The organism is Streptomyces sp. AA4 (genome assembly GCF_000158875.1).
Lineage (GTDB): Bacteria > Actinomycetota > Actinomycetes > Mycobacteriales > Pseudonocardiaceae > Amycolatopsis.
In genome coordinates, this window is record NZ_GG657746.1 from 779,332 (window position 1) to 794,796 (window position 15,465).

Consider the following 15,465-nt stretch of genomic DNA (forward strand, 5'->3'; position numbering starts at 1 on the left):
TCAGCGCAGGGCGGCGACGTTCTGGCCGCGTTGTTCCAGCAGGACTGGGCCCAGCGCGGTGAGGCGGACCGGGCCCGCATAGGCACCTCGGTCGATGCCGACTGTGCGCAGCGTCGCGCCGTTCGTTTCGTTCAGTACGGCCAGGCCGCCGCGGATGGGGACTACCAGCTGGGTCGCGAAGGTGATTCCGGGGCCGAGCGTGCCGTCCAGGGTCCAGCGTGGGGACAGGTCGTCTCGGGACAGCGCAACGGTTTTCGAGCCGGTGAACCAGTACATCCCGGCGGCGGTGCGGGTCGTCGCTTCGGTGCCGCCGACTGGGTCGTTCGCGGTGTCCGCGGCGGGGAGATCCATGGGGTAGGCCGCTTTTTGCGAACCGTCCGCGCCGTAGACGACGTACAGCTTCTGATCCGGCAGCAGCACCCCGGTCAGGTCGCCCGACATCGCGACGACCCGGGCCCGCTTGCCGGCCAGCAGGGCGGTGTAGGTGACCTTCGGCTCGTCCTCGTGTTCGGCGGTCGCTTTGTAGACGGTCAAGCGGTCCGTGCGGTCGCCGGGGCAGCGTTCGATCACGCCGATTTTGTCGGCGGCGGCTGCTACGGTTCCGTAAGTGCAGTTGGGGCGCGGTTGTTTGTTCGCGTTTTGCAGGAACGGGACTTTGCCGTACTCCATGCTCTTCACGAGATCGTCGCGCCACGTGTCGAGGAGATGTTTGCCGGTGGTCGTGACGTGACTGCCGTCGCTGACCAGGCGGGTGCCGAGTTCGGCGTCGCCGTTGCGCTGGGCGGTGATGCGGCCCGTGGCCGGGTCGAGCTGCGTGACCTCGCTGCAGCCCATGCTCTTGTGGTACACCGCGTTCACCCGGCCCCACGCGGCGTCCACTGTGCACAGTTGCAGGTTTTCGCGGGTGTAGTGCCAGCGGATCTGCCCGGTGAGCGGATCGCGACCGGCGACCTCGCTGCCGTCGGCGGTGGTGACGGTGTCGGACTGTCCGATCGGGATCGGCGTCGCGGCGCTCGGGGCCTGCCACAGCTGTGTCATCGACCCGGGAACGGAGGTCGGCGGCGCGGGGAGCGCGTGCGGCGGGTCGGCCAGTGCGCGGCTGGTGTGCAGGTTGTCGCTGGTGGCGGCGACGATCGCGGCGACCACCGCGACCACCACGACGATCGCCCCCGCGATCACCCGGTCCCGCCCCCGGTTCCACGGCGAGCGACGGGCTTTTCCTGGCGGCGCAACGGGATTCGCCGCGGAGGCGGTGCGGGGGAGGAGGGTTTCGGACCCGTAGGCCACGGCACTGCTGACCCCGGCGGGTTCGTCGGTGACGCGCGCGATCGGGCCGGTTTGTTCTTCGGGGGTGACCGGTGGGATCGCGGAACTGCTGCCCGCCGCGACGGAACCGGTGGCGGGAACGCCTGGTCCCTCGGACCTTTCGGCGGCTGTCGCGGGAAGACCGGAAGAATCGGCAGAAGTCGTGCCGGTTGGCGCGATCGGATCGGAAGCGGTCGGCGCGGACGAACTGCCTGCATCGCCGGATTCGGCGGTCAGCGCGCCTGGGTTTGCCGACGTGCTTCCAGCGGAGCCTGGGGTGGGCACGGAAGACTCGCCAGTTGGCGTGCGCGGCCTGGCGGGCTGCGGGCCAGTATCGGCCGATTTTCCGGCCGAGCCGGGGGCGGGGTCTGCGGAGCGTCCGTGCGTCCCGGCGGCATGGTGACCCGGGATCGCCGACGTGCTTTCGGCAGCGCCCAGGGCGGAAGCAGGAGAGTCGGCAGGTGGCATGCCGGGCCCAGCGCTCTGCGGACTTGCAGCTGAACTTCCGGCAGAGCCAGAGGAAGCCGCGGAGGCGTCAGCAGAGGTTTTGTGCGGTTCAGCAGTATGCCGACCCGGGATCGCCGACGCGGCGGGAGTGCTTCCAACGGAGTCCGAGCCTGCCGCGGAAGCACCCGCAGCAGGCCCATCCGCTCCACCGGAAGCCGCAGAACCACTGAAAGCCACTGAACCACCGGAGGTCGGCTCGACATCCGAAGACGGCAAAGCCCTGTCCCGGTCAGCGGAAGCCGGCTCGCCCGAGGTCGGTGCCCCAGCCGGAATATCCGGCCGGGGGCGTTCGTCGGGAGTGCCCGCTACGTTCGATCCGGGTTCGGGGGGCGTTTCGTCGGTGCCGTTCCCGTGGTCGTTCACGTAACTGACTCCCGGTGTGTCGCTCAGTCTGCCGACGCAGGTGTATCAGATGCGGAGGGACGGCGGCGACGGCGGCGGCGTGCCGGGCGGTCTCCGGTCTCTCCGGAGTCGGACGTCGTCGCGGGAGTGGCGTTGCCCGCGGAGGTCGCCGGGCCCGTCGCGTCGGCTCCCGAGCGGGTGCGGCGGCGCGTGCGGGGGCGGTCCTCTTGCTGGTCCGAAGCGGACGAGGCAGCGGCGGCGTCCGCGGCTTCGACTGCGGCGGCCGAGCGGGCACCGCCGCGGGTGCGCTTGCGCGGGGCGCGGTTCCGCTTGCGCGGGGCTTCCTCGTCCGAAGCCGACGGCCCGGAAGCAGCAGAGCCGCGACGGCCTCGGCGTTTGCCGCCCAGGTCCTCTTCCTTCTCGGCGGACAGGCCGGCTCGCGTGCGCTTCGACAGCGGCAGGCGGCCCTTCGTGCCCTCCGGAATGCCCAGGTCGCTGAACAGGTGCGGCGACGACGAGTACGTCTCCACCGGCTCCGCCAGGTCGAGGTTCAGCGTGTCGGAAATCAGCTTCCAGCGCGCTTCCTCGTCCCAGTCGACCAGAGTGATCGCGACGCCGGTGCGGCCCGCGCGGCCGGTGCGGCCGATGCGGTGCACGTAGGTCTTCTCGTCCTCCGGGCACTGGTAGTTGATCACGTGCGTGACGTCGTCGATGTCGATGCCGCGCGCCGCGACGTCGGTCGCCACCAGTACGTCGACCTTGCCCGAGCGGAACGCGCGCAGCGCCTGCTCGCGCGCGCCCTGTCCGAGGTCGCCGTGCACCGCGGCGGCCGCGAAACCGCGTTCCACCAGGTCGTCGGCGATCTTCTGGGCGGTGCGCTTGGTGCGGCTGAAGATCATCGTGAGCCCGCGGCCCTCGGCCTGCAGCGCCCGCGCGATCAACTCCGTCTTGTCCATCGAGTGCGCCCGGTAGACGAACTGCGCCGTGCGCTCGTGGATCGCGCCCGCGTCGTTCTCCTCGGCCCGGATGTGCGTGGGCTGGTTCAGGAACGTCCGCGCGAGCGTGATGATCGGGCCCGGCATCGTGGCGGAGAACAGCATCGTCTGCCGCTCGTCCGGCACCATCCGGAGGATCCGCTCGATGTCCGGCAGGAAGCCGAGGTCCAGCATCTCGTCGGCCTCGTCCAGGACGAGGCCGCGGATCTTGCCGAGCACCAGGTGCTGCTGCTCGGCGAGGTCGAGGAGCCGGCCCGGCGTGCCGATGACGACGTCGACGCCCTTGCGCAGCGCCTCGATCTGCGGCTCGTACGGCCGCCCGCCGTAAATGGCCAGCGTGCGGATGCCGAGGTGCTTCCCGGCGCCCTTCAGGTCGTTCGCGACCTGGATGCACAGCTCGCGCGTGGGCACCACGACCAGCACCTGCGGGGTGCCGTCGCCGGGCACCTGCACGCGGTGCAGCAGCGGGACGCCGAAGCCGAGCGTCTTGCCCATGCCGGTGCGGGCCTGGCCGATGAGGTCGTCGCCGGCCATGGCGAGCGGCAGGGTCAGCGCCTGGATGGCGAACGTGTGCTCGATGCCCGCTTCGGCGAGCGCTTTGACGATTTCGGGCTTCACTCCGAACGACTCGAACGTCGGTGCCTCTTCGGTCACCGGGGCACCGGCCTGCAGCGGGTGCGACGTGTCCAGCGCGGCCGGACCGTTCTCGCTGTGCTCGAGGGCGACAGCGGCGGTGGCCTGCGCGGGTTCGGTCTGTTCGGTTGTGGACTGTTCTGCGGTCAGGGTGATCGCCTCTCTCGTGACCAGCGCGCACAGGCCGGGTTGTCACTCGACACTCGACCGGGGGCCTGACTCGCACCGCGGCCTCTGCTGTGGAGGCCGGTGGTGCCGGAGCCGCCCTCCCGGGAATGCCGCTGGGAGGCGTGCACGCACACTTGCGGCGAACCCCGGCCGCCCTGGTGGCACCGGCCGTTCGCCTGGTTCCCGCCGCTCCTGGGACCTCTCGGAAAAGGACGTCCGGCGCGGCGAAGCTCTGTTTATCCGTCCCCACTGTACCTGGTCAGGTGTTTTCCGGGGAATACCGGGAGCGGCGGCGCGGCGTGGGATCGGTCTCTTAGCGGCACGGGCCTGCGGTTCGGCGATACCCTCGTCGCCGTGACCGACCCCGCCGAAGCCGCGCCCGAAGCGCCGTCCGCGCCCGCCGTCTCCCCGCCCACGATCAGCGAAGGCGTCGTCGACCTGCTCGGCGTGATCGCCTACCTGGAGCTGTCCGCGTTCGACCGGATGGCCGAGGACGCCCGCAGCGCGCCGACGCTGGCCGGCCGCGCGGCGCTCGCCTCGATGGCGGCCGCCGAGATCGGGCACCTCGATCTGCTCTCGAAGCATCTGGCCGCGAACGGCGTCGCGGTCGAGGACGCGATGGCCCCGTTCGTGTCCCAAGTGGACGCCTGGCACGCCTCCACCCGGCCCAAATCGTGGCTGGAATCGCTGGTCAAGGCGTATGTCGGCGACGGGCTCGCGGCCGATCTCTACCGCGAGGTCGCCAGCTGGCTCGACCCCGAGACCAAGGACCTGGTGCTGACCGTGCTCGCCGACACCGGGCACTCGGCGTTCGCCGAACGCGAAGTCGCGGCCGGGATCAAGGCCGATCCGAAGGCCCGCGACAAGCTCGCGCTGTGGGGCCGCCGGCTGCTCGGCGAGGCGCTCACCCAGGCGCAGTACGTGGTGGCCGAACGCGACGGCCTGGCCGAACTGATCGTCGCCGGCTCGGGCGATCTTGCGGGAATCGGCGCGTTGTTCCGCCGGTTGCAGCAAGGGCACACCAAGCGCATGCAGGCGCTGGGGCTGGGCTGAGCGAGTGGTCGCGAGTCACCTTCTGGTCGCGCGCCACCGCGGCGGCCCGCTTCGGTTAGCCTTGCCGGGCTTAGTCACAACGAGTTTCCAGCGGAGGTCCCACGTGGAGGTCAAGATCGGCATCAAGGACACGCCGCGCGAGCTGGTGGTGTCCAGTGGCCAGACTCCCGAAGAGGTGGAGAAGCTGGTCGCCGAGGCGCTGACGGCCGGTGACGGGCTCTTCCGCCTCAACGACGAGAAGGGCCGCAAGTACCTGGTCCCGTCCGACCGCATCGCGTACGTCGAGATCGCCCCGTCCGACGTCCGCAAGGTCGGGTTCGGCGTCGGCGACTGACCCAGCTTCAAAGTCCGTGAAGGGCTCCTTGAGGGAATCTGATTCCCTCAAGGAGCCCTTCACGGCTTTTCGGGGACCGGTCAGGCGGTGGCTTCCTCGACTTCGGCGAGGGACTTCGGGACCGCGAACGGGGGCGTGGACGTGCCGGTGAGCCGGTAGCGGCCCCACGGGTCCGGATCGGACAGTTCGCCCTCGGCCGTGTGCTCGCCGATCCGCACCTCGCACGCCTTCTTGCGCCCGCCGACCGCCTCGGCCAGCTTCGGGTTCGCGGCGACGCGGCCGTACCAGTGGTAATACCCGTCGATCGGCTGGAAATAGCCGCGCAGATCGACCTCGGCGGGCAGCTGCTCGCCGTCGACGACCAGCGTCGCGGTGCCCGTGTAGCCGTCTTCGTCGCTCATCCGGGGTCCTCTCGTCAGCCGGCCTCGTTGCCGGCGGCGGTGTCGTTCTCGGTGCGTCCGAGCTGGACGACCTTGTTCTCCTCGAGCGGCAGGTTCGGGTCGATCACCACGCCTTGCTGACGGGTGAGCCCGTCGATCGCCGCCCAGATGATCTGGGTGAGGTACTCGACCACCGAATCGCGGCCCATCGAGCGCCGGTCCAGCCACCATTCCCCGGTGCTCTGGACCATGCCGACGATCCCGTGCGCCCACGGTTCGGCCGCGCCGGAGTCCATGTTGAACATCCGCATGTAGTCGCCGAGCAGGGCGGTCAGCGCGGTGGCGATGACCTCCTTGTCCTCCGCGACGACGTCCGAATCGGCGTTTTTGCCCGGCAGTCCGCCGTGGGCCAGCAGCCGGTACAGGTTCGGATGTTCCTCGATGACGCCGAAGAACGCGTCGAGCGCCATCCGGATCCGCGGGACCGGCGCGAGTTCCGCGTTGATCGCCGGGATCAGGCGTTCGAAAAGGATCTCCGTGCCGCGCTGGCCGAGCGCGACGTACAGGTCGGCCTTGTCCTCGAAATGCCGGTACAGCACGGGTTTCGTGACGCCCGCTTCCGCGGCGACGTCCTCCATGCCGAGGTCGGGGCCGTGCGCGTCGAGCGCGCGCAGAGCCGCTTCGACGAACTCCGCGCGGCGGGCGATGCGGTGCTTGCGCCAGCGATCGCGGCGGGCGTCCCCGGTGCCGCCGGAGCCCGTCTCGGTGTCGGCTGCCTGCTTGCCGGACTGCTTGCTGGAGCGCTTGACACGTTCGATCACGGCGGTCATGCTACCAGAGGTAACTGTTACCACGGGTTACATGTTCTGGAGCACATTCCCGTGGCGGCAGGCGGGACGCGGCTTCTCGATTCAACGGCGAGTCAGGCGCTGGAAAGGGGCTGATGATGACGCGGACGCTCAAGGTGACCGACCGGGAGGCGACGGCACAGCGGTTGCTGAAGTCGGCGGCGAACAAGTTCTACGACCCGGATGTCGACATCGACTGGGACGCGCCGCTCGTCGAGGGCAAGCGGTACATCCTGCCGGAGCGCTCGTCGCTCTACGGCACTCCGCTGTGGGACCGGCTGAGCCCGGAACAGCGGATCGAGCTGGGCAAACACGAGATGGCCAGCATCGCGACCACCGGGCTGTGGTTCGAGATCCTCCTGATGCAGATGCTGCTCAAGGAGGTCTACGAGCAGGACCCGACGACGGCGCACGCGCAGTTCGCGCTCACCGAGATCGCCGACGAATGCCGGCACTCCACGATGTTCGCGCGGATGTCGGCGCGGATCGGCTGCCCGACCTATGGTCCGGTGCCGGTGCTGCGGCAGTTCGCGAAGCTGATGCCGACCATTTCCTACGGCCCGGCGCGCTACGGCGCGATCCTGGTCGCCGAGGAGGTGCTCGACCGGCTGCAGCGCGAGCAGATGAACGACGACCAGATCCAGCCGCTGGTCCGGATGGTCAACCGGATCCACGTGCTGGAGGAGGCGCGGCACGTCACCTTCGCCCGCGAGGAAGTCACCCGCGGCATGGCGAAGCTCGGCCGCGCGGAGGTCGCCTACCAGCAGTTCAGCATCGCGCTGATCTCGTACTTCGTGACGCGGGCGTTCATCAACCCGAACGTCTACAAGGCGGTCGGGATCCGGCCGCGCGAGGGCGTCGAGACGGCGCTGAACAACCCGCACTGGCGCGCGACGATCGCGTGGGCCGGGGAGAAGATCATGCCGTTCCTGCAGGAGTCCGGGCTGGTCGGGTTGCCGGGGAAGCCCTTCTGGCGCAAGTCTTTCCTGTTGGCGGAGGGCAAATGACTACCGTCGAGCGGCTGCGCAATCCGGCTCGGGAGCATCGGTTCGTGACCAGCGACGGCTGTGCGCTGCACGTCGAGCTGAGCGGTCCGGCCGACGCCGCGGTGACGCTGGTGCTGGTGCACGGCTGGACGCAGGACCACCGCACGTGGGACGGCGTCATGGAGCACCTCGGCCCCGGCGTCCGGACGCTGCGCTACGACCTGCGCGGGCACGGCGGTTCCGCGCCCGCGACCAAGGAAACCGGGACGATTCCGCGGCTGGCCGACGATCTGGCCGAGCTGATCGCCGCGCGCGTGCCGTCGGGTCCGCTGGTGCTCGCCGGGCATTCGATGGGCGGCATGACCATGATGGCGCTGGCCGAACGGCATCCGGAACTGGTCCGGGACCGGGTGGTCGGCGCGGCGTTCGTGGCGACGTCGTCGGGGCAGATGGACCGGATCACGTTGGGGCTGCCCGGAATGGCCGGCCAGTTCTCCGCGCGGTTCGAGCGCCGGCTGGCGAAGGCGTTGTCGCACCGCAAGGGCGAGCGGCTGCCGCTGAGCCCGGCGATGGTGCGTTCGGGCGCGCGGTTCCTCGTTTTCGGCGACCACCCGCGCCGGGCGGACCTCCGTCTGGTGGCGGATCAGCTGTTGTGCGCGCATCCGGCGAGCCTCGGCGCGTTCCAGGACGCGATTTCGACGCACGACCGCCGCGTCGCGCTGGCGACCCTGCGCGGTACCCCGTCCGTGGTGCTGGCGGGGGAGAAGGACCGGCTTTGCCCGCTGCCGCACGCGAAAGTGATCGCGGACGAGCTGCCGGACGCGGAGTTCGTCCGTTTTCCCGGAGCCGGGCACATGCTGCCGCAGGAACGGGCGGGCGAGGTAGCGACCCGGATCGGTGCTTTGCTGCGGGTTTCGTGACCCTTCGCGTTCGCGCTCGTACCTGACTGTCGGCTGTTCCCGGCCGCCCGGCGCTGTCACGCTGGGTGGCTGGGACATCGCCGACAGGCAGGACGGGCATGGGGCAGCCACTGAGCGCGCACGTCAACCGGAGCCTGATGGCGATTTCCCGGCGGGCGGAAAGCGTGGACCGGCACACGCTGGCGAAAACCTTCGTGGTGGCCGGGTCGTTCTCGGCGATGCTGCATTCCGCCGACCACCAGATCCTGTACGGCCGCCGCGGCACCGGCAAAACGCACGCCTTGCTGTACCTGGCCGATCTGGTCGAGGAAACCCACGACGTCGCGGTGTACCTGGATTTGCGCACGATCGGGTCCACCAGCGGCCGGTACGCGAATCAGCAGCTGCCGGTGCCGCTGCGGGGGACTCAGCTGCTGGTCGACACGTTGGAAGCGGTGCACGAACAGCTGCTGACCACGGCGATCGAGACGCGGGTTTCCGACCAGGAAGGCTTGTTGCAGGGCCTGGACGAGCTGACCGAGGCGGCGACGACGGTCGAGGTCGTCGGCAATGTCGAGCGGGAGACGACTGTCGGCGGTTCTGCCGAGCAAGCGACGAGCGCGGGTGCGTCGGCGTCCTGGGGACCGGGCGGTCCGCGCGGCCGGGTATCGATGTCGGGCAGCAGCCGACATTCGGTGACCGCTTCGGATCGCTTGCGGCGCACCGGAACCGAGCATCACCAGGTCATTTTCGGGCCGCTCAGCCGGGCGCTGGCGCGGATCACCGCCGCGTTGGCCCCGGCTCGGCTGTGGTTGCTGCTGGACGAGTGGAGTTCGATTCCCCTTGAGCTGCAACCGTTGCTGGCGGATCTGCTGCGCCGCAGCGTGCTCCCGACGCGTGGCACGACGGTCAAGATCGCAGCGATCGAACGCCGGTCCCGGTTCCGCGAACCAGGCTGCGAAGGGGATTACGTCGGCATCGAGGTCGGCGCGGACGCGGCCTCCGCGGTCAGCTTCGACGACGTGCTCCTCTTCGACCACGGCCGAACCCAGTCGAGGCAGTTTTTCGCCGAACTGTTCCTCAATCACGTACGACCGCGGATGCCGGTGACCGACGACGCCGCGGAATTCGTGGCGACCGCGTTCAGCCGTACCGCGTTTCCCGAACTCGTGCGCGCGGCCGAAGGCGTGCCCCGCGACGCGATCAACATCGCCGCGTTGGCCGCGCAGCACGCGAACACGGCGACGATCGGGATCCGGCACGTCCGGCAGGCCGCACAGGATTGGTATCTGCGGGACAAGTACGCCGCCCTCGACGGGAACGAACCGGCCCTGACGACGCTTCGGTGGCTGGTGGACGAGGTCGTAGGCCGCCGGCGCTCCCGCACCTTTCTGCTGGACCACGCGAGCGGCGCGCACGACGAGACCATCCGCGATCTGTACGACGCGCGGCTGATTCACCTGGTGCGGCGCGGCATCGTCAACCGGAAGCGGCCGGGAACGCTCTACGACGGGTTCGCCATCGACTACGGCTGTTACGCCGCCTTGCTGCCGGAGGGCGAACAACCGTATCGGAGCAGCAAATCCGACGCCTGGCTGACCGATCCGAGCGGCGCGCTGCCGGACCATCTCGAGCAGCTGCTGGTCGAACTTCCCGGCGCGGCGAGGTCGGTGCCCCGCCAGCGAAAACCGCGCGAATGAACTAGCGGAGCCGGTCGAGGGCGGCGACGGTGGCCGGGACGTCCTCCCAGATCGGCGAGTGCCCGGTCTCGACGGTGACGAGTTCGGCGTCCGGAAGATGGTCGACCAGGTGCTGAGCGTCCGCGAGCGTGCGGGCGCGATCGTGGATTCCGTGCAGCACGGTGACCGGGCAGCGGATCGAGGCCAGCCGCGGCGTGAGGTCGAGATCCCGTTGGCTCGTCAGGACTTCGAGCGCGGCTTCGGCCGGGACGCGGGCGGCGTAGCCGAGCAGTTCAGCGCGCAGGTCCGGCGGCAGCGGATGCGCGAAGGATCGGTCGAGGATCGCCGCGTGCAGGTCGGGACCCCAGTCGGTGGCGATCGTGGCGAGGATCCGGTCGACGTCGCCGTGGCCGCGCATGTGCGCGCCGGTGTTCGCGAGCAGCAGCCCGGACACCAGCTCCGGCCGCGTCGCCGCGACCATCGCCGCGACGCAGCCGCCGGTGGAGTGTCCGATCAAGGTGACCGGACCGTCGAGCTGCTCGATCCGGTCCGCGACTCGTGCCGCGACGTCCTCGATCCGCCACGGGCCTGGCGCGGTCATCCAGTCGACCGCGTCCAGTCCGTCCGGCAGCGCGGCGGCGAGCGGTGCGTAGAGCCGCGGGCTGCAGAGCGTGCCCGGCACCGCGATCACTGGGTCAGTTGTCCTTCAGCGGGAAACCGCCGCCGATGCCGCGCCACGCGAGGTTCGCGGTGAGCGCCACCGCGTCCTCGCGGCTCATCGACTGGTTGTGCTGCAGCCAGTAGCGCGCGCTGACCTGGCTCATCCCGACCAGGCCGACCGCCAGCAGCCGCGCCTTCTCCTCGTCCAGACCGGCGTCGGAGGTGATCGTCTCGGTGATGGCCTCGACGCTGGCCGAGGTCGCGCGGTCGACCGCCTCCTGCACGGCGGGCTCGCCGCGGAGGTCGGACTCGAAGACCATGCGGAACGCGCCCGCGTCGTTGTTCACGAAGTCGAAGAACGCCCCGACCGTGGCCGGGACGCGCTGGCGGTTGTCCGTGGTGGAGTTCAGCGCGCCCTGCACCCGGCCGACCAGGTCGTCGACGTGGCTTTCCAGCAGCGCGATGTACAGGTCGAGCTTGCCGGGGAAGTGCTGGTAGAGCACCGGCTTGCTGACGCCGGCCTCTTCGGCGATCTCGTCCATCGCCGCCGCGTGGTAGCCGTGCTCGGCGAAGACGCGCTGCGCGGCCGTCAGCAACTGGGCCCGGCGCTCGGTCCGGGGCAACCGGACGCCTCGTTGCAGTCGCGCCATCTCCGTCATTCTTCCTCCGTCCGCAGCCTTCGCCGGGCGGGTTCACCACCGCGTGAAGTGAATCTGACATTACTCGTGGGTACGCCCGAAATGCCAAGGGTCAGGCATCCTGGACTGGTGACGACCACGACCTCCCGCCCAGCCGCCGCGGCGGCGGTCCGCCCTCCGGTGACCCAGGTGCCATTGTCGACTACGCCCCTTCCGCCGCTCGACGGGGCGCTGCCGGCTTGGCCGGGAACGGTCGAAGACGGCCTGCACATCCGGCACACGCCCGGCCCGGACGGCACGCCCGCGGTGTACGTGCACGGGCTCGGCGGTTCGTCCACGAACTGGACCGACCTCGCCGCGCTGCTCGCCCCGACCGCCGCCGGACAGGCCGTTGACCTGCCCGGATTCGGTTATTCGGAGCCTGCGGAAGGGTTCGCGTACAGCCTCGACGACCACGCCGACGTCATCGCGGGCAGGCTGGAGCGGCTCGGGAAACCGGTGCACCTGCTCGGCAACTCGATGGGCGGCGCGATCTCGCTGCTCGTCGCGGCGCGGCGGCCGGAGCTGGTGAGAACTCTCACCCTGATTTCCCCGGCGATGCCGGACCGCCGCCCGGACCCGCGCCGGCTGTCCGATCCGCTGATGGCGCTGGCGTACCTCCCGGTGGTCGGGGCGCGGGTGCGCCGCCGGATGGCCGGGATGACCGCCCGCGAACGCGCCGCGCAGGTGATCAAGCTGTGCTTCCACGATCCGTCGCGGTTCCCCGACGCCCGGCTCGACGAACTGGTCGAGGAGCACGCCGCGCGCGCCGGGTTCCCGTGGGCGCTGGCCGCGATGGAACGGAGCACGTTCGGCATCTTCCGGCGGTGGACCGCGCTCGGCGCCGCGTCGCTGTGGTCGGTCGCCAAACAGGTCCAGGCCCCGACGCTGGTCGTCTGGGGACTCCACGACCGGGTGATCTCGGTCAAGCGTGCGCCGCGGACGGCGCAGACGATTCCGCACGCCCGGATGCTGGTCCTGCCGCGCACCGGACACGTCGCGCAGATGGAGCGTCCGCAGGTCGTCGCCCGCGCGGTGCTCGGGCTGTGGGAGGGCGCGGACAAGGGCTCCTGGTAGCCCGAACGGGGGACCGCGGATCGCCGGGGAGCCCGCCAGTCGCTGCCGGGAAGGTCGCCGCGGTGTGGCACCCTGGGTCGGTGGACCGGCTGAAGCAGGACGCGCGAGCGAAGGACCGGCGGGGCCCGACCACCGGGTCGGCCCGGCGTTCGGCGTCCTCCGGGTCCGCCGATCCGGAGTCCGACTCTCCGCGCGTCGGCCAGTACCGGCCCGCGCGGAAACCGGCACAGCGCGTCGGCGACGACCGGTACCGGCCGGGCAGCAGGCGCACCAGCGCCGAGCCGCTGGCCGCCGCCTGGAAACCCAAGGACGCCGACTCCGAGAAGCGTCCGGCGCCGAAGAAGAAGCAGTCGCCGTTCGCCCGGTTCGTCAAGACGTACGGCTGGCGCGTGTACGCGCTGCCGATCCTGGCCGTGATCACCGTGCTGGTCGCGGTCAACACCGCCTCCGGCCCGTCCGACGCGGGCCTGGCCGGCAGCGGGGGAGAGGTCGCGTCCGGCGATTCGTCCTCGGGCGCGATCGACGGCGGCGGCGGGATCCCGGAGAACCCCGCGCAGCCGGTGAACCTCAACGTGCCCACCGCCGACCTGCCCAGCGGCGGCCCGTTCACGCAGACCGGCAAGGGCACCTGGCACGTCGTGCCCGGGTCCGGCGACGTCGTGGGCAAGGCCGGGAAGCTCTACACCTACACCGTCGAGGTCGAGGACGGCATCGATCCGGCGAGCTACGCCGGCGACGACAGCTTCGGGACCGCCGTGCAGGGCATTTTGTCCGATCCGCGCAGCTGGACGTGGAACGGCGAGATCCGGTTGCAGCGGGTCGACGCGAGCTATCCGAACCCGAGTTTCCGGGTGAGCCTCACCACGCCGGACACCACGCACCGGCCGGACGCGTGCGGGTTCCAGATCAAATTCGAGGCGTCGTGCTACCGGCGCAGCATGGGCCGGGTGCTGATCAACTTGTCGCGCTGGGTGCGCGGCGCGAAGGTCTACGGCTCGGACATGACCGGGTACCGGCAGTACGCGATCAACCACGAGGTCGGGCACGCGCTGGGCAACAATCACGTGGGCTGCCCAGGAAACGACCAGCCGGCTCCGGTGATGATGCAGCAGTCGTTCGGCGTGGCCGACGACTACGTGGCGATGCTCAACAACATCCCCGGCGGCGACAAGGGCAAGGTCGCCGCGGACCACCGCGTGTGCAAGCCGAACGCGTGGCCGAACCCGACCCCGCCGGGCCAGTAACAACGTCCCACGATCTGAGAGCAGGGAAGTGTCCCTTGCGGGCGGGCGTTGAACATACTGGGATCGACTACGCGACCCGTGCGAGTATGGAGGACCCGATGTCAGACACGGCACTGCCGCCGCTCGTCGAGCCGGCAGCCGAGCTCACCAAGGAAGAGGTGGCCCGGTACAGCCGTCACCTGATCATCCCGGACGTCGGGGTGGTCGGGCAGAAGCGGTTGAAGAACGCGAAGGTCCTGGTCATCGGTGCGGGCGGCCTCGGAAGCCCGGCGCTGCTGTACCTGGCGGCGGCCGGCGTGGGCACGCTCGGCATCATCGACTTCGACGTCGTCGACGAATCCAACCTGCAGCGCCAGGTGATCCACGGCCAGTCCGACGTCGGCAAGCTCAAGGCCGCGTCGGCGCAGGAGTCGATCGCCGAGATCAACCCGCTGGTCAAGGTGCACCTGCACACGGAGCGCCTGGAGTCGGCGAACGCGCTGGAGATCTTCGCCCAGTACGACCTGATCCTCGACGGCACCGACAACTTCGCGACCCGCTACCTGGTCAACGACGCGGCGGTGCTGCTCGGCAAGCCGTACGTGTGGGGTTCGATCTTCCGGTTCGAAGGCCAGGTGAGCGTCTTCTGGGAAGACGCTCCGAACGGCAAGGGTCTCAACTACCGGGATCTGTACCCCGAGCCGCCGCCTCCCGGCATGGTCCCGTCCTGTGCGGAAGGCGGAGTGCTTGGCGTGCTCTGCGCGTCGATCGGCTCGATCATGGTTACCGAGGCGATCAAGCTCATCACCGGCATCGGAGAGCCCCTGCTGGGCCGGTTGATCTCCTACGATGCGCTGGAGATGAAGTACCGCGAGGTCAAGATCCGCAAGGACCCGGAGACCCCGAAGATCACGGAACTGATCGACTACGAAGCCTTCTGCGGCGTCGTGTCGGACGAAGCCGCCTCGGCCGCCTCCGGGAGCACTCTGACCCCGGCGGAACTGAAGGCCAAGTTCGACGCGGGCGAGGACTTCGCCCTGATCGACGTCCGCGAACCGCACGAGTACGAGATCGTCAACATCAAGGGCGCTACGCTGATCCCGAAGGACCGCATCCTGTCCGGCGAGGCACTGGCGGAGCTGCCGCAGGACAAGCCCATCGTCCTGCACTGCAAGTCCGGCGCCCGCTCGGCGGAAGCACTGGCGGCCCTGCACGCAGCCGGTTTCAAGGACGCCACCCACTTGGGCGGCGGAGTCCTGGCCTGGGCCCGCCAAATCGACCCAAGCCTGCCGACTTACTGAGCACCGGCAAAGCCCGTGAAGGGCTCCTTGAGGGAATCTGATTCCCTCAAGGAGCCCTTCACGGCTTTCCAGGTCCGTGAGGGCCACCTTCACGGACTCTGAGTCCCTCAGGGTTCCCCTCACGACACTCCCGCTGCCCCGCCGCCCCCCGCCCCGGGATGCGCCCCAATGCCACATTGGGTGCGTCCCACGCAACGAACGCCACATTGGGTGCGCCAGACGCACCGAACGCCACATTGGGTGCGTCGCATGCACCCAATGCCACATTGGGGCGCTCCCCGGCCGCCGCTCCACTCAAAGCAACCACGCACCCAAGCCGCGCAAAAACCGCCGCCGCTGCACCCAAATACCGGGGGCACCCACCCCTCCCCCAACCCCGATACGAAGCCGCCCTGCGG

At 70.0% G+C, this 15,465-nt stretch carries 14 protein-coding genes; 8 read left to right on the top strand and 6 right to left on the bottom strand.

What is annotated here, in order from left to right; all coding sequences use genetic code 11:
* The gene (locus SSMG_RS03835; RefSeq protein WP_009072968.1) at positions 1-1,179 is read right to left on the bottom strand and encodes a hypothetical protein; all 1,179 of its coding nucleotides are present in this window, start codon (positions 1,177-1,179) and stop codon (positions 1-3) included.
* A 1,019-nt stretch (positions 1,180-2,198) separates the two neighbouring features.
* Entirely contained in the window at positions 2,199-3,803 is a 1,605-nt protein-coding gene (locus SSMG_RS03840) for a DEAD/DEAH box helicase (protein ID WP_037712450.1), read from the bottom strand.
* A gap of 501 nt (positions 3,804-4,304) precedes the next feature.
* Between SSMG_RS03840 and SSMG_RS03845 the strand changes: the two genes are divergently transcribed.
* Positions 4,305-5,003, top strand: a complete 699-nt coding sequence (locus tag SSMG_RS03845; protein WP_009072971.1) for a ferritin-like fold-containing protein — start codon at positions 4,305-4,307, stop codon at positions 5,001-5,003.
* A 103-nt stretch (positions 5,004-5,106) separates the two neighbouring features.
* A complete protein-coding gene (locus SSMG_RS03850) occupies positions 5,107-5,337 on the top strand; it encodes a DUF3107 domain-containing protein (protein ID WP_009072973.1) in 231 nt (76 codons plus the stop codon).
* An 80-nt stretch (positions 5,338-5,417) separates the two neighbouring features.
* Here SSMG_RS03850 and SSMG_RS03855 read toward each other — a convergent pair whose 3' ends face one another.
* Complete coding sequence (locus SSMG_RS03855) at positions 5,418-5,738, bottom strand: DUF4873 domain-containing protein (RefSeq protein ID WP_009072976.1); 321 nt, start codon at positions 5,736-5,738, stop codon at positions 5,418-5,420.
* Positions 5,739-5,752: 14 nt separating this feature from the next.
* The gene (locus SSMG_RS03860) at positions 5,753-6,538 is read right to left on the bottom strand and encodes a TetR/AcrR family transcriptional regulator (protein WP_009072977.1); all 786 of its coding nucleotides are present in this window, start codon (positions 6,536-6,538) and stop codon (positions 5,753-5,755) included.
* A gap of 125 nt (positions 6,539-6,663) precedes the next feature.
* Between SSMG_RS03860 and SSMG_RS03865 the strand changes: the two genes are divergently transcribed.
* The 3 genes from SSMG_RS03865 to SSMG_RS03875 all read left to right on the top strand — a co-directional run bounded on the left by SSMG_RS03865 (position 6,664) and on the right by SSMG_RS03875 (position 10,150).
* The gene (locus SSMG_RS03865; RefSeq protein ID WP_009072979.1) at positions 6,664-7,572 is read left to right on the top strand and encodes a diiron oxygenase; all 909 of its coding nucleotides are present in this window, start codon (positions 6,664-6,666) and stop codon (positions 7,570-7,572) included.
* The gene (locus SSMG_RS03870) at positions 7,569-8,471 is read left to right on the top strand and encodes an alpha/beta fold hydrolase (RefSeq protein ID WP_009072980.1); all 903 of its coding nucleotides are present in this window, start codon (positions 7,569-7,571) and stop codon (positions 8,469-8,471) included. Before SSMG_RS03865 ends, SSMG_RS03870 begins: the two co-directional genes overlap by 4 nt.
* A gap of 98 nt (positions 8,472-8,569) precedes the next feature.
* The gene (locus tag SSMG_RS03875) at positions 8,570-10,150 is read left to right on the top strand and encodes a hypothetical protein (protein WP_037712456.1); all 1,581 of its coding nucleotides are present in this window, start codon (positions 8,570-8,572) and stop codon (positions 10,148-10,150) included.
* A gap of 1 nt (position 10,151) precedes the next feature.
* On the opposite strand, the gene SSMG_RS03880 is transcribed toward SSMG_RS03875, so the two are convergent.
* Together SSMG_RS03880 and SSMG_RS03885 are read right to left on the bottom strand one after the other, a co-directional pair.
* The gene (locus tag SSMG_RS03880; protein ID WP_009072984.1) at positions 10,152-10,820 is read right to left on the bottom strand and encodes an alpha/beta fold hydrolase; all 669 of its coding nucleotides are present in this window, start codon (positions 10,818-10,820) and stop codon (positions 10,152-10,154) included.
* A gap of 4 nt (positions 10,821-10,824) precedes the next feature.
* Positions 10,825-11,448, bottom strand: coding sequence for a TetR/AcrR family transcriptional regulator (locus tag SSMG_RS03885; RefSeq protein ID WP_009072985.1), 624 nt, complete (start codon positions 11,446-11,448; stop codon positions 10,825-10,827).
* 108 nt (positions 11,449-11,556) lie between these two features.
* Here SSMG_RS03885 and SSMG_RS03890 point away from each other — a divergent pair, with 108 nt between their 5' ends.
* The 3 genes from SSMG_RS03890 (at position 11,557) to moeZ (ending at position 15,067) form a co-directional block, all read left to right on the top strand.
* Complete coding sequence (locus SSMG_RS03890; protein WP_050788109.1) at positions 11,557-12,543, top strand: alpha/beta hydrolase; 987 nt, start codon at positions 11,557-11,559, stop codon at positions 12,541-12,543.
* Between the two features lie 80 nt (positions 12,544-12,623).
* Positions 12,624-13,787: a DUF3152 domain-containing protein gene (locus tag SSMG_RS03895; protein ID WP_037712459.1), complete on the top strand. Its 1,164-nt coding sequence runs from the start codon at positions 12,624-12,626 to the stop codon at positions 13,785-13,787.
* Between the two features lie 98 nt (positions 13,788-13,885).
* On the top strand, positions 13,886-15,067 hold the full coding sequence (moeZ, locus tag SSMG_RS03900; RefSeq protein ID WP_009072990.1) for an adenylyltransferase/sulfurtransferase MoeZ: 1,182 nt from the start codon (positions 13,886-13,888) through the stop codon (positions 15,065-15,067).
* Positions 15,068-15,465: the final 398 nt, after the last annotated feature.